At 29.2% G+C, this 18367-nt stretch carries 20 protein-coding genes; 10 read left to right on the top strand and 10 right to left on the bottom strand.

Going from position 1 to position 18367, the window contains the following annotated elements; all coding sequences use genetic code 11:
* Positions 1-72 precede the first annotated feature (72 nt).
* Positions 73-1413, top strand: a complete 1341-nt coding sequence (lat, locus tag VJY38_RS08790; RefSeq protein WP_353680321.1) for an L-lysine 6-transaminase — start codon at positions 73-75, stop codon at positions 1411-1413.
* Positions 1414-1440: 27 nt separating this feature from the next.
* Here lat and VJY38_RS08785 read toward each other — a convergent pair whose 3' ends face one another.
* Positions 1441-1881, bottom strand: a complete 441-nt coding sequence (locus tag VJY38_RS08785; protein ID WP_353680320.1) for a hypothetical protein — start codon at positions 1879-1881, stop codon at positions 1441-1443.
* A 248-nt stretch (positions 1882-2129) separates the two neighbouring features.
* Here VJY38_RS08785 and rsmI point away from each other — a divergent pair, with 248 nt between their 5' ends.
* Positions 2130-2825, top strand: a complete 696-nt coding sequence (rsmI, locus tag VJY38_RS08780) for a 16S rRNA (cytidine(1402)-2'-O)-methyltransferase (protein WP_353680319.1) — start codon at positions 2130-2132, stop codon at positions 2823-2825.
* Between the two features lie 25 nt (positions 2826-2850).
* Here the strand turns inward: rsmI and VJY38_RS08775 are convergent, their stop codons facing one another.
* The 8 genes from VJY38_RS08775 to VJY38_RS08740 are packed head-to-tail and all read right to left on the bottom strand — an operon-like array spanning position 2851 to position 10404.
* Positions 2851-3369: an adenine phosphoribosyltransferase gene (locus VJY38_RS08775; protein ID WP_353680318.1), complete on the bottom strand. Its 519-nt coding sequence runs from the start codon at positions 3367-3369 to the stop codon at positions 2851-2853.
* Between the two features lie 11 nt (positions 3370-3380).
* Positions 3381-4376 carry a tRNA dihydrouridine synthase DusB gene (gene dusB / locus VJY38_RS08770; protein ID WP_353680317.1) on the bottom strand — a complete coding sequence of 332 codons (996 nt, stop codon included), beginning with the start codon at positions 4374-4376 and terminating at the stop codon, positions 3381-3383.
* A gap of 2 nt (positions 4377-4378) precedes the next feature.
* The gene (locus tag VJY38_RS08765; RefSeq protein ID WP_353680316.1) at positions 4379-5551 is read right to left on the bottom strand and encodes an MFS transporter; all 1173 of its coding nucleotides are present in this window, start codon (positions 5549-5551) and stop codon (positions 4379-4381) included.
* Between the two features lie 44 nt (positions 5552-5595).
* The gene (locus tag VJY38_RS08760) at positions 5596-6723 is read right to left on the bottom strand and encodes a CapA family protein (RefSeq protein ID WP_353680315.1); all 1128 of its coding nucleotides are present in this window, start codon (positions 6721-6723) and stop codon (positions 5596-5598) included.
* Between the two features lie 39 nt (positions 6724-6762).
* The gene (locus VJY38_RS08755) at positions 6763-6957 is read right to left on the bottom strand and encodes an Hc1-related histone H1-like protein (protein WP_353680314.1); all 195 of its coding nucleotides are present in this window, start codon (positions 6955-6957) and stop codon (positions 6763-6765) included.
* 19 nt (positions 6958-6976) lie between these two features.
* Complete coding sequence (locus tag VJY38_RS08750) at positions 6977-8977, bottom strand: (Fe-S)-binding protein (RefSeq protein ID WP_353680313.1); 2001 nt, start codon at positions 8975-8977, stop codon at positions 6977-6979.
* 27 nt (positions 8978-9004) lie between these two features.
* Positions 9005-9562, bottom strand: a complete 558-nt coding sequence (locus VJY38_RS08745) for a biotin transporter BioY (RefSeq protein ID WP_353680312.1) — start codon at positions 9560-9562, stop codon at positions 9005-9007.
* Between the two features lie 11 nt (positions 9563-9573).
* Positions 9574-10404 (bottom strand): alpha/beta hydrolase family protein, encoded by an 831-nt coding sequence (locus tag VJY38_RS08740; RefSeq protein ID WP_353680311.1) that lies wholly within the window; start codon positions 10402-10404, stop codon positions 9574-9576.
* A gap of 164 nt (positions 10405-10568) precedes the next feature.
* Here VJY38_RS08740 and VJY38_RS08735 point away from each other — a divergent pair, with 164 nt between their 5' ends.
* The 6 genes from VJY38_RS08735 to VJY38_RS08710 all read left to right on the top strand — a co-directional run bounded on the left by VJY38_RS08735 (position 10569) and on the right by VJY38_RS08710 (position 14688).
* The gene (locus tag VJY38_RS08735; protein WP_353680310.1) at positions 10569-10856 is read left to right on the top strand and encodes a hypothetical protein; all 288 of its coding nucleotides are present in this window, start codon (positions 10569-10571) and stop codon (positions 10854-10856) included.
* Between the two features lie 104 nt (positions 10857-10960).
* Positions 10961-12112 (top strand): acyl-CoA dehydrogenase family protein, encoded by a 1152-nt coding sequence (locus VJY38_RS08730; protein ID WP_353680309.1) that lies wholly within the window; start codon positions 10961-10963, stop codon positions 12110-12112.
* Positions 12105-12857 carry a 1-(5-phosphoribosyl)-5-[(5-phosphoribosylamino)methylideneamino]imidazole-4-carboxamide isomerase gene (locus tag VJY38_RS08725; RefSeq protein ID WP_353680308.1) on the top strand — a complete coding sequence of 251 codons (753 nt, stop codon included), beginning with the start codon at positions 12105-12107 and terminating at the stop codon, positions 12855-12857. Before VJY38_RS08730 ends, VJY38_RS08725 begins: the two co-directional genes overlap by 8 nt.
* A gap of 9 nt (positions 12858-12866) precedes the next feature.
* Positions 12867-13394 (top strand): cyclic nucleotide-binding domain-containing protein, encoded by a 528-nt coding sequence (locus VJY38_RS08720; RefSeq protein ID WP_353680307.1) that lies wholly within the window; start codon positions 12867-12869, stop codon positions 13392-13394.
* A gap of 8 nt (positions 13395-13402) precedes the next feature.
* Entirely contained in the window at positions 13403-13879 is a 477-nt protein-coding gene (locus tag VJY38_RS08715) for a universal stress protein (RefSeq protein ID WP_353680306.1), read from the top strand.
* 23 nt (positions 13880-13902) lie between these two features.
* The gene (locus VJY38_RS08710) at positions 13903-14688 is read left to right on the top strand and encodes an eIF2B alpha/beta/delta subunit family protein (RefSeq protein ID WP_353680305.1); all 786 of its coding nucleotides are present in this window, start codon (positions 13903-13905) and stop codon (positions 14686-14688) included.
* On the opposite strand, the gene VJY38_RS08705 is transcribed toward VJY38_RS08710, so the two are convergent.
* Positions 14678-15295 (bottom strand): tetratricopeptide repeat protein, encoded by a 618-nt coding sequence (locus VJY38_RS08705; RefSeq protein ID WP_353680304.1) that lies wholly within the window; start codon positions 15293-15295, stop codon positions 14678-14680. The two genes, VJY38_RS08710 and VJY38_RS08705, sit on opposite strands and share 11 nt — an antisense overlap.
* A 463-nt stretch (positions 15296-15758) precedes the next feature.
* On the opposite strand from VJY38_RS08705, the gene VJY38_RS08700 reads away from it, so the two are divergent.
* Both VJY38_RS08700 and VJY38_RS08695 read left to right on the top strand, forming a co-directional pair.
* Positions 15759-16619: a sigma-70 family RNA polymerase sigma factor gene (locus VJY38_RS08700; RefSeq protein WP_353680303.1), complete on the top strand. Its 861-nt coding sequence runs from the start codon at positions 15759-15761 to the stop codon at positions 16617-16619.
* A gap of 130 nt (positions 16620-16749) precedes the next feature.
* Positions 16750-18219, top strand: a complete 1470-nt coding sequence (locus VJY38_RS08695; protein ID WP_353680302.1) for an aminotransferase class V-fold PLP-dependent enzyme — start codon at positions 16750-16752, stop codon at positions 18217-18219.
* Positions 18220-18367: the final 148 nt, after the last annotated feature.

Genomic DNA, 18367 nt, shown 5'->3' with positions numbered 1-18367 from the left:
CTATTAAATTTCTCCTCTCTCTAAATCTACACATATCAAAATTCTAAATAAAAAAATTTTAGAGAGGTAGCTATGTTTAATACCAAATTAAATGAAAAAGTTAATGTTATTACTCCGCACAATGCTCTTGATGTTTTAAGAAAAGTAATGCTAATTGATGGTTTTGACATTGTACTTGACTTAAAAAACAGTCACGGATTAACAATTATAGATGCCAGAACAGGTGATGAATATTTAGATTTTTATTCATTTTTTGCTTCTGCACCGCTTGGAATGAATCATCCAAAACTAAATACACCAGAGTTTAAAGAAGAATTACTTTTAGCAGCAATGAATAAACCATCTAATTCTGATATTTATACTGTTGAGATGGCAAAATTTGTGGACACATTAAGACGTTTAGCAATGCCAGAATATTTCAAACATCTATTCTTAGTTGAAGGTGGTACATTAGCTGTTGAAAATGGACTTAAAGCAGCATTTGATTGGAAAGTGAAGAAAAATTTTAAGAAAGGATACAAAGAAGAAAAAGGTCAACAGGTAATTCATTTTAGAGAAGCATTTCATGGAAGATCAGGATATACATTATCATTAACAAACACCGATCCAGTTAAAACTGCACATTATACAAAATTCAACTGGCCAAGAATTACCAATCCAAAAATTATTTTCCCGATTGAAAAGAATTTAGATAAAATTATTGAACTCGAGAATCAAGCAATAAACGAAATTTACTCTGCTATAAAAAATAATAAAGATGATATTGCTGCAATCATAATTGAACCAATTCAAGGTGAAGGTGGTGATAATCATTTCAGAAAAGAATTCTTTCTTAAATTAAGAGAAATTGCTGACGAAGAAGAAATAATGCTAATATTCGACGAAGTTCAAACTGGAGTAGGATTAACAGGTAAAATGTGGGCTCATGAATATTTTGTTCAACCAGATATAATGTCGTTCGGGAAAAAAATTCAAGTATGTGGAATTATGGTTAGCAATAGAATTGATGAAATTGAAGATAATGTCTTAAGAGTATCTGGAAGAATAAATTCAACCTGGGGCGGAAATTTAACTGATATGGTAAGGGCAAGAAAATATCTTGAAGTGATTGTTGAAGATAATCTTATTGAAAATGCAAGAATAGTTGGTAAATATCTTCTCGAAAAATTATTAGAAGTTCAAAATGACTTTCCTCAATTTGTCAGTCAAGCCCGGGGACTCGGATTGATGTGTGCTTTTGATATGCCTGATCCCGAAACAAGAAAAAAATTCTTAAATAAGTTATTTGAAAATAAAATGTTAATGCTTGGTTGTGGAGTTTCAACAGTTAGATTCAGACCACCATTAATAATTACACATGAAGAAGTTGATAAAGGTATAGCAATAATCAGAAAAACTTTATCGAGTTTATAAAAAGGCTCTTCAATAAGAGCCTTTTAATTAATACCCCTGCCCCTGATCATGCCTTTTATCTAATTTTTGAACCAACTTTAGTCTAATTGGACCATTAAATAACTGGTATGAATTCCAGAGTTTATAACCACCAGCTATACTATTATCATTACCAACCCATCCATCAATATCACCATTGATATTACCAACATTAGTATCCTTCAATGTAAAAGTTAAAATAACATGCTTATTAATAACAGTACCTTCAAAATTAAATGTTATCGCATTCCAGCTGCCAGTTCCATAAACTTTATTACCTTCATGAGAAAGTAATAAAATTACTATAGGTTCAGCTTCTATAGATGTATATGGTACTGATTGATATTGTCCACTCAACTCATCAGACACAATTGGTTCAACTATTTTTTCTGTAATACATGAAGTAACTGAAAATATCAGGAGCGCACCCAAAAACAAAACTTTTTTCATGATAACCTCTTATAAAAATATTTTCTAATTTTATTTTTGATTCTGGGTTATTATCGAAATGAGTAATTATGAGTTTAGCTTTCTTCATTAAATGAAAAAATATTTTCTTATGAATTGGTTATTTTACAATGACTTATAGTTATACCTTTACTCGAAGAAAATTTTTTTATTAAAAATTTATTATTAACATTCGATTATAAATTTATTACTGATTTTGCTAACAATAGAATTAATCAATCTTTATTAATATGGACGAACCAATTAACAGTAGAAACATTATTTACATTGTTGCTACACCTATAGGTAATTTAGAAGATATTACATTAAGAGCTTTGAATATTTTAAGAAATGTTGATTTTATAATATGTGAGGATACAAGAGTAACAAAAATTCTTTTAGATCATTATAATATTCATAAGAAATTAATTGTAGCTAATGCTTTTAATGAAGCAAATCAAATCAATAAAATTATAACAGAGATAAAATCTGGGAAATCATGTGCACTTGTATCAGATGCAGGTACTCCATTAATATCAGATCCAGGTACAAAACTGATAAACGAAGCAATTAAAAATAACATATCAATAATCCCGGTGCCTGGACCAAGTGCACTAATTGCAGCGTTAAGCATAAGTGGTTTTCCATCAAGTTCTTTTGTATTCGAAGGATTTCTTCCACAAAAAAAAGGAAGACAAAAAAAGTTAATGGAACTTGCTGAAGAAGAAAGAACTATAGTTCTTTATGAGTCAACATACAGAATCGTAAAACTCCTTGAAGAAATAAAGCAGTATATGCCCTTAAGAAAAATTGCAGTTGCAAGAGAATTAACTAAAAAGTTTGAAGAGGTGTGGCGAGGAACAGCAGATGAAATTCTCGATTCAATTAAAACAAAAACAGTTAAAGGTGAATTTGTTGTTGTATTAGCACCAAAAGATTTTAAGTGATTATTACTTCTTTTAATTACTGCAGCTATTCATCATACTGAATTATTGAATGCACATCATAATCTTTTAGTTTTTCTCTTCCGTTCAAAAAACTTAATTCAATTAAAAATGATATTTGAGCTATCTTTGCTCCCATTTTTTCAACAAGTTTGCATGCTGCTTCCATAGTGCCCCCTGTAGCAAGTAAATCATCATGTAATAAAACTATATCTCCTGGTTGAATAGCATCTTTATGAATTTCAATAGAATCGGTACCATACTCCAGTGTGTAAGTTTCAGATAACTTTTCAGCAGGTAACTTTCCAGGTTTTCTTACTGGAACAAATCCAGCACCCAATTTATTGGCAAGTATAGCACCAAAAATAAATCCACGAGATTCTATTGCAACTACTTTTGTTATCCCCTTGTTTTTCGATAAGTTATACAATTCTTCTACGGCATATTGAAATGCATTTTTGTCTTTCAATAATGTTGTTATATCTTTAAACATAATCCCTGTTTTTGGGAAATCAGGTACTGTACGTATATAGTTTTTTAAGTCCATTTTATACCTATTTAGTTTGTAATACTTATATTTTCTATATTTTTTAATTCATTAAGATAATTCATCAAAATTTCTTCAATGGGAGCATATTCTGTAACTTTCATTAATTCCTGTTTGACTTTAGATGAATTTCTCAAACCCTTAAGATATCCTGACCAGAATTTTCTAAAAGGAATAATTGCTGCACGAGAATCTTTTATTTCGAGTGAATATTTAAGATGTCTCAGAGCAGTTTGAATTCTGAATTCTGGTGTATCGAGTAAATTTATTGTACCAGTAGTTAATAATTCTTTTGCTTCCTGAAAAATCCATGGTCGTTCAATTGCTCCACGTGCAATCATAATTCCATCTGCTCCAGTTAATTCAAAAGCCATTTTAACATCATTTGCACTATAAACACCACCATTTAATATAACAGGAATTTTAACCACTTCTTTTATCTTTGGTATCCAGGACCAATCTGCTTTACCATTATGTCCCTGACTTCTTGTTCTACAATGAATTGTTAAAGCTGAAGCACCTGCATCTTCTAATCTCTTTGCAATATCAAGTATCATAATTGAATTTTCATCCCAGCCCAATCTTGTCTTTACAGTTACAGGGACATTAACTACTTTCACAATTACTTCTACCATTTTTTGCATATAATCAGGATCTTTTAATAATCCAGCACCAGCACCACGATTAGCAATCTTTTTAACCCAGCAACCAGCATTTATATCTATTATATCAGGATTTTTTTGCTCAGCTATCTTCGCTGCTTCGATCATTGGTTCAATATTGCCGCCATATATTTGAATTCCTACAGGTCTTTCATATTCTGTTATTTCAAGTTTACGATATGTTTTTTGATTCGAACGAACCAATCCATCCGAATTTACAAATTCTGTGTAAACAATATCTGCTCCAAATTCTTTACAGAGTTTTCTAAATGCAATATCAGTTACATCTTCCATTGGAGCCAGCAATAATGCATTTTCTATTTTCAGTTTACCTATGGTTAACATTTTTATTCAAATTCTTTCATATAAAAAATCACAATTACTAATATAAAAAAAGTAAAGATAGCTCCGGTAAGAAAAGGAGCTTTATAACCCAAATAATTAAAAGAAAATCCACCCCAGAGTGGACCTAAGACTCTTGCCAAAGCAGAAAAAGATTGATTGATTCCAAGAACTATCCCCTGTTCATTTTGATTTGTAAATTTTGATATTAGACTTAATAGCAAAGGTTGTAATATTCCGGTTCCAATCGATAAAATAATTACAATAATAATTACTCCCAGAAAATTTATACCATACGGAATACCAGCCAAACCTGCAATCATAAAAGCCAGTCCAATTAATAAAAGCTTTCGTTCAGAAATTTTATCTTTAATTAATTTCATCAAACCACCTTGAACTGCTGCACCTATAATTCCCATAGTACCAAATAAAATCCCATTCTGTCGATCTGTGAAATGATAAAGTTTATATCCGATCAATGCAAATGTACCATACAAATTTGCTATTGAAAAAATTATTATGAAGAAAATAAAAATCAACAAATTCACTTTTGATGTTCTTATAACTTTTTTAATATTGTTTATATCGAATAACTTAATTTCCAATTTATTTTTTTTACCAGTTCTTATATTTGATTCAGGTAATATTATTAAAGCAAATAAAAATGCAGTAAACGAAAAAGTTGCACTAATTAATCCTGCAACTGAATATCCATATACTGAAATTAAGGCACCAATCAAAGGACCGAATACAAAACCAAGTCCAAATGCAATACCGATAATACTCATTCCTTTTAATCTTTCTTCAGGTTGTGTTATATCTGCAATATATGCCTGTGCTACTCCAATATTACTTCCACCTATTCCAGCTAACATTCTTGATAAAATTAAAACACCAAATGAATTTGCAAAGCTAAAAATAATATATGAAATAGACGTCAATAATAATGTTATTGCAATAATTGGCTTTCTTCCAATAGAATCAGACAGATTTCCAAGAAAAGGATTAAATATAAATTGCATTAACGAAAATGCAGCTACTATAATCCCAATTCCAAAATCTGAAATTCCTAATTCTTTACTTGCAAAAGTTGGTAATAATGGAATTAAAATTCCAAAACCCATTAAATCTATAAAGATTGTAACGAAAATTACTGTGAGTGATGCTTTATTTTTCATATTAAACCTATCCAACCTTTCAAAAATAATAAATCATTAAATAATTACTTTGTGCAGGAATACATTTCCATTACATCATTATATGCTCTTAAAATTTTCATCTTATCAACATTAGATAAAAAAGATAAGTTCTTAATTAGTGTAGAATCAGATGGGACAATCAAAAAATTATCTCGATTATTAAATTTACTTTTGTATACCCAGGTGGGAATGATTGAAATATTTTCAAAATTTATTTCTTTACTTTGATTATTCTTTTTAATAACAACATTAAGGATTACACCCGAATCAGAATAACGCCATCGCTGGTTCGAAAGAAAATTCCCTAATGAATAAGCCACAAAAACTTTTTTTATTTTGCTTTTGTTTGAAGATAAAAGCTTCATCGGTTGGACAACATGTGGATGGCTTCCAATAATTAAATCAGCCCCATACTCAATTGTTTTATTAACTATTTTCTTCTGATAATTTGATACCTTCCTTTTATATTCATCTCCAAAGTGAAAATAAACTATAACAATCTCAGCCCCTTTTTCTTTGAGTTTCCTTATTTCATCTTTAATTAAGAGAGTATCAAGAAATTTTATGCAGTATTTATGTTCTTTTTTCAATTTTAGATTTAAGTCGTAAGTATAAGCAAGTATACCAATCTTAATATTATTTTTAAAAATAATAAGAAGCGAGTCATAATCGTCTTTAGAAACATATGTTCCTGCAGCTTGCATCCCATTTTCTTTTATTGCATTTAATGTTCTTTTTAAACCATTATAGCCCTGGTCAAATGCGTGATTATTAGAAGTAAATAAAAAATCAAAACCAGCATACTTCAATGCTTCTAATAATTCTGGTGGTGAATTAAATAGTGGATAACCTTTATAATTATCTTTCTGTTTTCCAATTACTGTTTCAAGATTACCAAATGTAATATCAGAAGTATCGAGATATTTTTTAACATATTGAAAAACAGGTTTAAAATCGAAACTATCTTTCTCTATTTGTGCAGCTTTAATTTCAGGCAGGTGACACATAATATCACCTACAAAAGTGAGATTGACAGTCGAGATAGAATCAGGAAAGGATGTATTTGTTTTATAATTTGGATGTTCGAATAGATAAGAGTAAAATGCTATTAATATAACAGTTAGTATAAATTTTATGACCGTCAATTTCATAAAAGAAGGCTGGACAAATATCCAGCCTTTAATATATCATTATTCGCTTTTAGGAGCTTTTCGTTGTGCTTTAATTTCCTGTACTTCATTTCTAATTTCTTGAGCCATCCTTTTCAACTCACTTAAACCTTTTCTCAGGCGTGTACCAGCAGCAGCCTGACCTTTTTCATAAAACTTAACAACATCAGCTTCTAAACTTTTTACAAATTCTACTAGATTTTGATACTTTTGCATGTATACCTCCATATTTTAATTAATTATTTAAGTGTTCAAGAATAATTTCAGAAACATCTTTTACTGCAATTTCTTCTGATTTATTAAATGATTTTAATCCATCAGTTAACATAGTCATACAGAATGGACAAGCAGAAGCAATAACATTTGCATTTGTTTCAATTGCTTCTAATGTACGATGTTCATTTATTCGTTTACCTTCTGTTTCTTCGAGAAACATTCTACCACCCCCAGCACCACAACAAAATCCTTTATCTTTACTTCTTTTCATTTCAACTAATTCAATATTGTTAACCATTTTCAAAGATTCTCTTGGTGAATCATAAATATTATTATAACGTCCAAGGTAGCATGAATCGTGATAAGTAATCTTTTGCATTAATGATTCATTCTTCAGTTTTAATCTCCCTGATTTTAATAATTCTTTGATTAAATCAGTATGATGAATTACTTCATAGTTTCCACCAAATTGTGGATATTCATTTTTTAATATATTAAAACAATGTGGACAGCCTGTAACAATTTTTTTGACATTATACTTATTCAATGTTTCTACATTTTCTTGAATTAACATTTGAGCTAAATATTCATTTCCCAATCTTCGTGGTAAATCACCCGTGCATTTTTCTTCAATTCCAAGAATTCTAAAATCAATATTTGCATTTTGCATCAATTTTGCAATTGATTTTGTCACTTTTTGATATCGAGCATCAAACGAGCCAGCACATCCAACCCAGAATAAAATTTCACAATTTGAATCTTCTGCCATCGTTTTAATATTCATTCCTTCTGACCAATTCGCTCTATCCTGAGCATTAAATGCCCATGGATTAAAATTTGTCTCTAAATTTTTGAACAGTGAATTTAATTCAGGTGGAAAGTTTGATTCCATTAAAACAAGATTTCTTCTAAAATCAACTATCGAGTCTACATGTTCAATCATTACTGGACATTCATTAACACAAGCACCACATGTTGTACAAGCCCATATTTCTTCGTCCAATATATAATTATGAATTAAAGTTTTAGAAAAAGTTTCATCATCATTTAATCCTTTAAATAATAGAGGAGCTTTTTCTTCTGTTCGATATCTAATATTTTTAATTATTTCTCGAGGAGATAACTTTTTGCCTGTAATAGATGCAGGACAACTTGCTGTACATCTTCCGCACTCTGTACAGGCAAATCCATCAAGAATTTGTTTCCAGCTCAAGTGTTCAAAGTCTGCTGCTCCATACTGTTCTACATTTTCATCTTCAAGATTTATTTTTTTTAAAACATATTTCTCATTCTTGAGTTTTGAAAAATAAACATTTGGTATTGATGAAATTACATGAAAATGTTTTGAATATGGTAGAAAGTTCAAGAAACTAAAAATCAGTAAAATATGAACCCACCAGCAAACTTCGTAACATAATGGAGAAATTTGATTTGAGTTTGCAAATAAATATTTACTTAGATAAAATGAAATAGGTCTTAATTCGTTAGATGATAGCACAAAATTGTTTTTTGCAATAAAAGCAGAATTTTGTCCATACATCGATAAAACAACACCAAAAATCAATAACAAAATTATTGCAGCATCTAAATTGCCTTCCTTCCCAACATTCAATCGAGGAACTTTCTTGATAAACCTTCGATAAAGTGCTACCAATACAGAAATAATTATAAGTAATCCAAATAAATCCTGAATAAATGATATAATTCGATAAAACGAACCTAAAAATTCCCAGCTGAAAGGTGAATAAAATCCTTGAACTATTGATTCAACAACAGCAAATAGAAAGATTATGAATCCCCAGAAAATAAAAAAATGAATTGTCCCTGCAACAGGTTCTCTTAATAATTTAGATTGTGCGAAAGCAATGGTCAATACATTCTTAATTCGTTCTAAGGGCTTATGAAATCTATTATCTTTATTTCCTAATAAAATGTAAGAAATAATTTTTCTAACATTAAAAACAAATAGTGTTAATGCACTAATAAATACAATTATAAAAACAACATTTTTAGTGCTCATTTTTTAATCCAAAAAATTATTATGAGATTATTTTTTTATTTTAAGAGCTTTATAAATACTAAAGGCTGCAATAATTTTAATTATATCCCATAGAGAAAATATAAAGACCCCATGAAACAATGTTTGTTTAAGATTCCCATTAAAAAATAAATTTAAATATGAAGCACCTCCAAGAAGAATTATTAACTCTCCAAGGATAAAAGACATTAATAATATGAGATTAGAATTTTTCTTTTCAACCAAATAACCAACTAAAAATGCTGCAAATGGAAATGATAACAAATATCCTCCAGTTGGACCAAATAATTTAAAAATACCCGAACTAAATCCTGCAAAAACTGGTAATCCTAAAATTCCCATGAATAAATAAATTATCTGGCTTATAAATCCATTTCTTGAACCTAAAAAAGCACCCGATAAAAGTACAATCATAGTCTGAAGTGTAAAAGGTACAGGTTGAACAGGTATAATAATTTGTGCACTAATAGACATTAATAATGAAAATGAGATTATTCCTAAAATTTCTCTGGATTTAATTTTATCAATTATGTTAACTGAGATTTTAACTGTTTCTTTTGAATTCATAATTCACCTGTTTATTTAAGATTATTGATAAAAAATTTAGAAGTTATTTCTAAGACTTTTTTAAACTTTTCATTAATACCATTAAAAGGATGAACAATATCAAATGTGTGCCCCGTACCATAAATCTTGAAAAATTCTGTGTGAGCTTTGTCTGACCATTCATATAATTGTTGTGCTTCTTTTACAGGAACAACCATATCTTGATTGCCATGAACAATTAATAAAGGTTTTTTGAAATTTTCTATCGCCTTTTTAATATTTAATTCATCTGCATTTTTTTCAATATCGTTCAATAGAGCAATATCAAGTTTCATAATTTGTTTTGTACGAGTATTTAAGACTTCAAGATAACCTTTTTTTCGCCATTCTTCTATTTGATGTTGAGTATATCTATTAAAATGAGAAATCGAAGCCCATAAACTTACACAACTTATATCAGTCCTTTTTGATGCATTTAAAATCGCAATAGCTCCCCCTCTGCTATGTCCAATATAACCAACTTTTCCTTTGAAATTAAGATTAAAGAAATCATCATATAATGCATCTGTAATTTCATTTAATTCTCTAACTTCACGAGAAATTGTATTTTTTGAAAATTTATCTAACTCTGTAAACTCATTTAAATTTTTCCCAATGCCGTTATGAGAAAAATTAAAAGTAATAGTTAAAAAACCTTTATCTGCGAAATAATTTCCCAAGTATGGAACAAAGCCCCAATCTTTAAAACCTTTAAACCCATGTACAAAAATAATTGCATTACCATTAAATAAATTATCATTTATATAAGCAGTAATGGTAATGATTTCATTATCAGAAGCTGTATAAGTAAAATTTTTAATCATATTATGCGAAATATGAAGATAAGTGATTGGAAAGTCAAGAAATATATAAAATCAAATAAAGGAAATTTTCTATGATTGAACTCACTAAATTTAATTTTAATAGACACTAAAACTTTCCTTTTTTTATACGATTATAAATTAGAAAAATTAGCAAATATTAAAAAATGACTATTGAAGAAAAAGCAAAATGGTTTGATGTAGCAATGAGATTTGGATTAGAGGGCAAAATCCATTTGGTAATGAAATCCAACAAGAATGGTGTAGCTAAATGGGCAATTGTAAATACAGAAAATAATACAGTTTTAAATTCCAATTTAGAATGGGAACCAGAACCACCTCTTAAAAAACGAGATGAAAGTTTTCTCATAAGAACACGATTTAGTTTCGAAGATGCAGTTGCATTATATAAACAATACAAAATGTTTGCAGTAGAAACATCTCAAGCAGTTTAATCTCTTCTAATTATCCTTCCATTGAATAACTATTAAAAACATAATTAATTTTATTTTAGAATCCATTTATTTATTTTACAATTAACTAATCATAAAATTTTACTATGTTACTAAAATTTCGAGAAGAACATGAAATGCTGCGTAAACTGGTAAGAGATTTTACAAATGCAGAAATTAAACCTCTTGCCAGATTAATTGATGAACAAGAATATATACCAGATGAATTAATCAAAAAAATTGCAAATTTAGGATTATTAGGTACAGCATTCCCCGAAAAATATGGTGGTGGTGGTTTTGGAATGGTAGGTTATTGCGTTGCTCAAGAAGAGATTTCAAGAGGATGTGGTGCTACTGCTACTTTTATTGGAGCTCATCAATCAATAGGAACCAATGCAATATACGTTGGTGGTTCTGAAGAACTTAAACAAAAATATTTACCACAACTTACTTCTGGAGAAAAAATTGCTGCATTTTGTTTAACAGAAGCTCAGGCAGGTTCTGATTCTTTTAATCTTAAAACTACTGCTACTAAAAAAAATGGGAAATGGATAATAAATGGTGAAAAATTATGGATAACAAACGGAGCAATAGCAGATATATTTTCTGTTTTTGCAAGAACAGAGAAAGGAATTACAGGATTTGTAGTTGAAAAAAATTTTCAGGGAGTGGAAGTTGGTCATAATGAAAAAAAGCTTGGGATTAGAGGTAGTGTTACAAATGCAATAAGATTTAATGATGTAGAAGTTCCCGAAGAAAATATTATTGGTCAGGAAGGAAGAGGTTTTATTATTGCAATGAAAACTTTAGATGCAGGGAGATTAACAATAGGAGCTTGCAGTGTAGGTGCTGCTAAAGAATTACTTGAACTCTCTGTTCAATTTGCAAATCAAAGAGTTCAGTTTGACAAGCCAATTTCTCAATTTGAAGCTATTGAATTTATGATTGCTGAGATGACCACAAAAATTTATTTAATGGAAAGTATCTTATATCGTGCAGCTGAAAAATATGATCAGGGACTCGATATAAGTCAAGATGCTGCAATTGTAAAATTATATTGTTCGGAAGCAGTAAAAGAAATTGCTGATATGGCTGTTCAAATACATGGAGCAATGGGTTATTCAAGTGAATTACCAATAGAAAGATTTTATAGAGATGTAAGAATACTTAAAATATTCGAAGGAACAAGTGAAATACAAAAATTAATAATCAGCAGAAAAACAATTAAAAATCAAGGTAAATGGAAATTCGATGGCTAAATTATTAGTTATTCCTTCAATAGATATTCAAGATGGAAAAACTGTTAGAGTAGTTCAGGGAATACCAGAATTAAATTGTCCTTCTTATGGAAATGATCCTGTTGAAATGGCATTAATCTGGCGATCAGAAAATGCAAAATGCCTGCATGTTGTAGACTTTAATTCTGCATGGGAACATTCTCACGTTAACCACGAGATCATAAGAAAAATATGTGAAGCAGTAATTATTCCAGTAGAACTTGGTGGAGGTATCAGAAACTTAGAAGATGCCCGAATTGCATTTGATTTAGGTGTAGCAAGAATAGTGATAGGAACACTTGCTTTTGAAAATCCAAAAGAATTCACTAAAATTCTTGAAACATTTACACCAAATAGAGTTGTTGCCGCCATTGACGTAATAGAAGGAGAAGTTATTACAAGGGGCAGAAGAGTTTTTACTGGCGTCAATGCTTATGACTATGCTCGAATTTTAAAACAACTTGGTGCTAAAAGGTACATTGTTACTGATGTTAGAAGAAATGGAATGTTGCTTGGACCGAATATAGAACTTTCTAAAAGAATAGCTGAAATTACCGAATGTAAAGTAACACACTCTGGAGGTATAAGTGGTTATCAGGATTTAATTAAATTGCAAAGAGAAACAGAAGGATATGTTGATTCTGTTATTATTGGAAGAGCACTTTATGAAAATAAATTTCCATGTCAAAAAATATGGCGTGTTGCAGAAGCAGGTTTATTCAAATAAGAGGTAATTATGAATCAAGTAAAAATACAAAATAGTTTCTGGACAAATTTATTTAAAACACCTGCAGAAAAAAGCCAGTTAGAAGAAGTTCTTTTATCAATGCCTCCATTTAAAGATCTTACTAATAAAAATTTCAAAAACCTATTAAAACTATTTCATAATAGAGTTTATTCTGTAAACGAATATATATTTTATCAAAACGATCCTGGAATAGGTTTATATATTATAATAAATGGAGAAGTATTAATTACATTTGAAGTAGAAAACAACGAAAGATTTGATTTAGCTCATCTTACACGTGGCGATTTTTTTGGTGAACTTGCACTTCTTGATAATGAAAAAAGATCTGCTTCTGCTATTGCTCTTAAAGAATCACAAATTGCTGTAATCTTTAAACCTGACCTTGACGAATTTATTGAATCATATCCATTAGATGGTATAAAGATACTAAAAGGAATTAGTCAAATTATTTCGAGAAGACTTAGAAATTTAAATCTTGATTACATAGAACTATATAACAAAATAAGAAATAAATGAGGTTAATTATGAGTATGATAAATAAAATATTAATACCAATTGATTTCTCTGATTACTCAAAAAATGCATTAAAATATGCAGTTGAATTTGCTAAACATTTTAATTCACAATTGTATTTAATTTATGTTATTGAACCAGTTATCTATCCAGCTGATTTTAGTATGGGACAGGTTGCTATTCCATCAATAGATACTGATATTAAAACTCGAGCTGAAGAAGAATTAAAAAATCTTGCAAAAACTCTTATTGATCCTTCTTTAACTGTAGAAACAATAATTAAAACAGGTAAACCATTCGTAGAAATTAATGAAACAGCAAAAGAAAAAGATATCGACTTAATAATTATTGCAACTCATGGACATACTGGAGTTGAACATTTATTGTTTGGTAGTACTGCAGAAAAAGTTGTAAGGAAAGCACCTTGTCCAGTACTAACATTACGAGAACCTATTAAAGGATTCAAATTTGATAAAAATAGTTATTGATTTTTTTGTATTGTAATTTCAAAATGGATATAAAATTAAACAAAGCTCTTCAAAAGCTAATTAATGATAAAACTTCTGGTAGCAATGAATTACTGCTATCTCTTCATAAACATATTAAAAAGGAACTAAAAATTTTTCAGCTCTTTCCTGCTCTAATTTTAGAACTGAAACAAAAATTTTCTCCATTTAAAAACATCCAGAAATATCTCGGTGATTTTCAGGTTGCATTAAAAAAGAAAAATAAATTAGAAAAGTTCTTCAATTTATATGATGAAATGTTACTGAATATATATGATAATATTTATTCAAAGTGTAAAAACACTTTAATAAATTATTCGACTTTTATAACAATATCCAATAGCACAACTGTTTTTGAAATTTTTAAAAGACTAAAAAAAGATAAATCACACTTCAAGGTTTATGTATCGGAATCAAGACCAAAATATGAAGGAAGAATTTTAGCTCAAAAGCTTGCTATAGAAAAAATAAATGTTCAACTAATCACAGAAGCAATGCTAAGTGAATATGTTAAAAACTCAGATGCAGCTATAATTGGTGCAGATTCAATATTAAAAAATGGAAATGTTATAAATAAAGTTGGCAGTAATGTGCTTGCAATTTTATGTAAGCATTACAAAATTCCATTTTATGTTCTTGCAGATAAAAATAAACTTTCAAATAACAATTCTTACGATAAAAAGCTAATGCCTTCTGATGAAATCTGGAAACAAAACAACAATATAAAAATCATCAATTATTATTTTGAAGAAATTAATAAAAAATTAATTACAAAAGTTTTTACTGCTTAATCTTCTCTATGTTTTCTATCATTAATTTTGAATTTTTAGCCAATTTACTATCTGGTTCTTTTCGAATAACTTCTTTCCAGTAATACTTTGCTTTTTCAATATCTCCTTTTGCGTGATAAATAACTCCAAGATTATAAAGTGCAAGTGGAAAATTATTTTTTATACTTAAAATTCTTTTTGATATTTCTTCAGCTTTTTCCAATTCTCCCTTATTAAAATACAAATAAGTAAGATGCAATAATATATCTATCCTTTTTGAATCAAAGCTTAAAATTTTATTATATAATTCTATCGCTTTGTCAGGCTGGTGTGCAAGCATTAACATATCTGCATAATTTCTAATTTTAATAGTATCATCTGGATTTTTTTCATATTCTAATTTTAGCTGATTTAATTTTTCAATTGCTTCTTTGGAAACATTTTCTTTCGATGGCATTTTTGATGCATCTGTTTTAATCCCACGATGAATATCATCATCTGGCATTTCACGATTTATGTTAGTCTCATCTTCATTAACTGTTTTTTTTGCACCAGGTGTAAAAAGTAAAACAGATATTAAAAATGATAAGAATAGAACCAAATAAATATATACCGATTTAAATTTCATGAATTCCTCGCTTAATAAATTTTATTCTGTAAAATTAAACATTTTTATTCACAAACATATTGAAATCCAAAATTATAAGATAAATTATCATTTTTTTTGAACTATTAATTAACTATACTCGTTTAAGAAATTACTTTGACTAAAGTGGCTAAAAAATATTTCGATAATAGTTAGGATATTTAAGTTTTACTAAAGTAAAAAATTTTTAGAATATTTAATTTAAAATTACTATATTTGTAAAGTGAAATTAAAATTAACAAATCAAAGAGCTACAAAATATAGCCAAATTTATACATTCTTGTATCACTTCTTAATAAGAAGGAAGTAAAAAATCAATAATAGCTCAAATTGGTTAAAAATTTTACCTTATTACAGGTAAAATTATGGAACAATTTTATGTTACTTAAAGTTGAATCTCAGGAAAAATTAATTAATTATAAATAAATTAAGGAGAGAGTTAGATTTGAAGATTACGAAGCAATTTACAAACAGAGAAAGTAAATCTTTAGATCAATATTTGCAGGAAATCGGAAAAGTTGAACTCCTGACGCCGGAGGAAGAAATTGAATTAGCTAAACGAATTAAAAAAGGCGACAAAGCTGCTCTCGACAAATTAACTAAAGCCAATTTAAGATTCGTAGTAAGTGTTGCAAAACAATATCAAAATCAAGGTCTCCCTTTAGGTGACCTGATCAACGAAGGTAACCTTGGCTTAATAAAAGCTGGACAAAGGTTTGACGAAACCAGAGGATTTAAATTTATTTCCTATGCTGTATGGTGGATTCGCCAATCAATTATGCAGGCGATTGCAGAACAATCAAGAATGGTGCGCCTGCCATTAAACAGAGTTGGCGCTTTAAATAAAATGAGTAAAGCTCTAAGCCAGCTCGAACAAGAATATGAAAGACGTCCTAATCCAGAAGAAATTGCTGAACAGCTTGATATGGATGTACAGGATGTTACATATGCAATGCAAATTGCAGGGCGTCATATCTCGATGGATGCTCCATTTACTCATAGCGAAGATAACAATAATAGTTTACTCGACGTTATGCCTAATGAAGATCAACCACCACCAGATCATTCATTAATGAAAGAATCATTAAAAGCTGAAATAGAACGTTCACTCTCTATCCTTACGGAAAGAGAAGCTGAAGTAATTAGATTATACTTTGGAATAGGCAAAGAACATTCATTAACTCTTGAAGAAATTGGCGAAAAATTAAATCTTACAAGAGAAAGAGTACGTCAAATTAAAGAAAAAGCACTAATAAGATTAAGACATTCTTCAAGAAGTAAAAATTTGAAAGCTTATCTTGGTTAAAAATTATAATGCAGGATGAATTCCATTTCATCCTGCATTTTTTCCTTTCTTTATATCCTCCCTACCATAAAAAAACAATTATCTTCCCGGTAATTTCGTTTATATTTGTATAAAAGTTTATGAGGTTCTTATGGATTCACTTGAAGCATATTTCAATAAGTACCGAGAAAATATTATCGGGATTAATCAATATTTCGAAGGACCATATGGAAAGAAGAAAATTATTTATGCTGATTGGATTGCAAGTGGAAGATTATATGAGCCAATAGAAAAAATCTTAAAAGAAAAATTTGGTCCTTTTGTTGGAAATACTCATTCCGAATCATCAATAACAGGAACAACAATGACTAAATCTTACCAGGAAGCAAAAAAAATTATTAAACGTCACGTTAATGCAAATGATAAAGATGTGCTTATCTTTTCTGGTTACGGTATGACATCAGCAATAAACAAATTTCAGCGTATACTTGGTTTAAGATATCCTGAACAATTACAAAAATATTTTCATATACCAAAAGATGAAAAGCCTGTTGTATTTCTAACTCATATGGAACATCATTCTAATCAAACTTCATGGTTAGAAACAATATGTGATGTTGTTTTAATAGAACCTGATGAAAAAGGATTGGTCAATATAAATCACCTTGAAAATTTATTACAACTTTATGAACATAGAAAATTAAAAATTGGTTCTTTTACAGCAGCTTCAAATGTAACAGGAATACAACCCCCTATATATAAAATGGCAGAACTAATGCATAAGTATGGAGGCGTCTGTTTTATTGACTTTGCTGCTGCAGCTCCATATGTGGAAATTAATATGCATCCTGAAATCCCAGAACAACAATTAGATGCAATATTTTTTTCTCCTCATAAATTTCTTGGTGGTCCAGGGACTTCAGGTGTACTGATTTTTAATTCTGAATTATATAATAAAAAAGTACCTGATCATCCTGGCGGCGGAACGGTAGATTGGACAAATCCATGGGGTGAACATAAATACATTTCTGATATAGAAACACGTGAAGACGGAGGCACACCAGGCTTTTTACAAGCAATAAAATCTGCTCTTGTTATTATACTTAAAGAAGAAATGGGAATTGAAAATATTTTAAGGAGAGAATACGAGTTACTTTCAATTGCTTTTAATAAACTAAAAAAAATTAATAAAATTCATATTCTTGCTTCCGAGCACGAAGAGAGACTTGGTGTAATTTCATTTTATGTTGAAGATATTCATTATAATCTTATGGTTAAGTTATTAAATGATAAATTCGGTATTCAAGTAAGAGGCGGATGTTCGTGTGCTGGAACTTATGGTCATTATTTATTACACGTTGATCCTACACGTTCTAAATATATCACTGATAAAATTAACCAGGGAGATCTCTCCGAAAAACCAGGCTGGGTTAGATTATCCATACATCCCACTATGACAGATAATGAAATTGATTTTATTATAAATGCTATTGAAGAAACTATTAATTATGCTCATATATGGTCTAAAGATTATGTTTATTCTAAAAGAACAAATGAATACACTAATTCATATTACAACAATAATAGATGGCAACATATTGAAGATTGGTTCAAGCTATAGACTTATTTATTAACAAAGATTTTTAATAACTATTGACAAAGTATATTTTAATTTTCTATATTTGCACACGTTATGAAAACAAGAAAAGTTACATATTACTTCAATTCAGTCTGGGCTTGGTGGTGGTGGCAAGTTTATATCCGCACTA

The sequence above is a fragment of the Rosettibacter firmus genome (assembly GCF_036860695.1).
GTDB classification, from domain to species: domain Bacteria; phylum Bacteroidota; class Ignavibacteria; order Ignavibacteriales; family Melioribacteraceae; genus Rosettibacter; species Rosettibacter firmus.
Note: the sequence above shows the minus strand (reverse complement) of the source record. Positions and strands in the feature narration are given on the sequence as shown.

Excerpts from the sequence above, each read along its gene's own strand:
- lat (WP_353680321.1), top strand. The coding sequence starts at position 73 with ATGTTTAATACCAAATTAAATGAAAAAGTTAATGTTATTACTCCGCAC.
- VJY38_RS08785 (WP_353680320.1), bottom strand. The coding sequence starts at position 1,881 with ATGAAAAAAGTTTTGTTTTTGGGTGCGCTCCTGATATTTTCAGTTACT.
- rsmI (WP_353680319.1), top strand. The coding sequence starts at position 2,130 with ATGGACGAACCAATTAACAGTAGAAACATTATTTACATTGTTGCTACA.
- VJY38_RS08775 (WP_353680318.1), bottom strand. The coding sequence starts at position 3,369 with ATGGACTTAAAAAACTATATACGTACAGTACCTGATTTCCCAAAAACA.
- dusB (WP_353680317.1), bottom strand. The coding sequence starts at position 4,376 with ATGTTAACCATAGGTAAACTGAAAATAGAAAATGCATTATTGCTGGCT.
- VJY38_RS08765 (WP_353680316.1), bottom strand. The coding sequence starts at position 5,551 with ATGAAAAATAAAGCATCACTCACAGTAATTTTCGTTACAATCTTTATA.
- VJY38_RS08760 (WP_353680315.1), bottom strand. The coding sequence starts at position 6,723 with ATGAAATTGACGGTCATAAAATTTATACTAACTGTTATATTAATAGCA.
- VJY38_RS08755 (WP_353680314.1), bottom strand. The coding sequence starts at position 6,957 with ATGCAAAAGTATCAAAATCTAGTAGAATTTGTAAAAAGTTTAGAAGCT.
- VJY38_RS08750 (WP_353680313.1), bottom strand. The coding sequence starts at position 8,977 with ATGAGCACTAAAAATGTTGTTTTTATAATTGTATTTATTAGTGCATTA.
- VJY38_RS08745 (WP_353680312.1), bottom strand. The coding sequence starts at position 9,562 with ATGAATTCAAAAGAAACAGTTAAAATCTCAGTTAACATAATTGATAAA.
- VJY38_RS08740 (WP_353680311.1), bottom strand. The coding sequence starts at position 10,404 with ATGATTAAAAATTTTACTTATACAGCTTCTGATAATGAAATCATTACC.
- VJY38_RS08735 (WP_353680310.1), top strand. The coding sequence starts at position 10,569 with ATGACTATTGAAGAAAAAGCAAAATGGTTTGATGTAGCAATGAGATTT.
- VJY38_RS08730 (WP_353680309.1), top strand. The coding sequence starts at position 10,961 with ATGTTACTAAAATTTCGAGAAGAACATGAAATGCTGCGTAAACTGGTA.
- VJY38_RS08725 (WP_353680308.1), top strand. The coding sequence starts at position 12,105 with ATGGCTAAATTATTAGTTATTCCTTCAATAGATATTCAAGATGGAAAA.
- VJY38_RS08720 (WP_353680307.1), top strand. The coding sequence starts at position 12,867 with ATGAATCAAGTAAAAATACAAAATAGTTTCTGGACAAATTTATTTAAA.
- VJY38_RS08715 (WP_353680306.1), top strand. The coding sequence starts at position 13,403 with ATGAGTATGATAAATAAAATATTAATACCAATTGATTTCTCTGATTAC.
- VJY38_RS08710 (WP_353680305.1), top strand. The coding sequence starts at position 13,903 with ATGGATATAAAATTAAACAAAGCTCTTCAAAAGCTAATTAATGATAAA.
- VJY38_RS08705 (WP_353680304.1), bottom strand. The coding sequence starts at position 15,295 with ATGAAATTTAAATCGGTATATATTTATTTGGTTCTATTCTTATCATTT.
- VJY38_RS08695 (WP_353680302.1), top strand. The coding sequence starts at position 16,750 with ATGGATTCACTTGAAGCATATTTCAATAAGTACCGAGAAAATATTATC.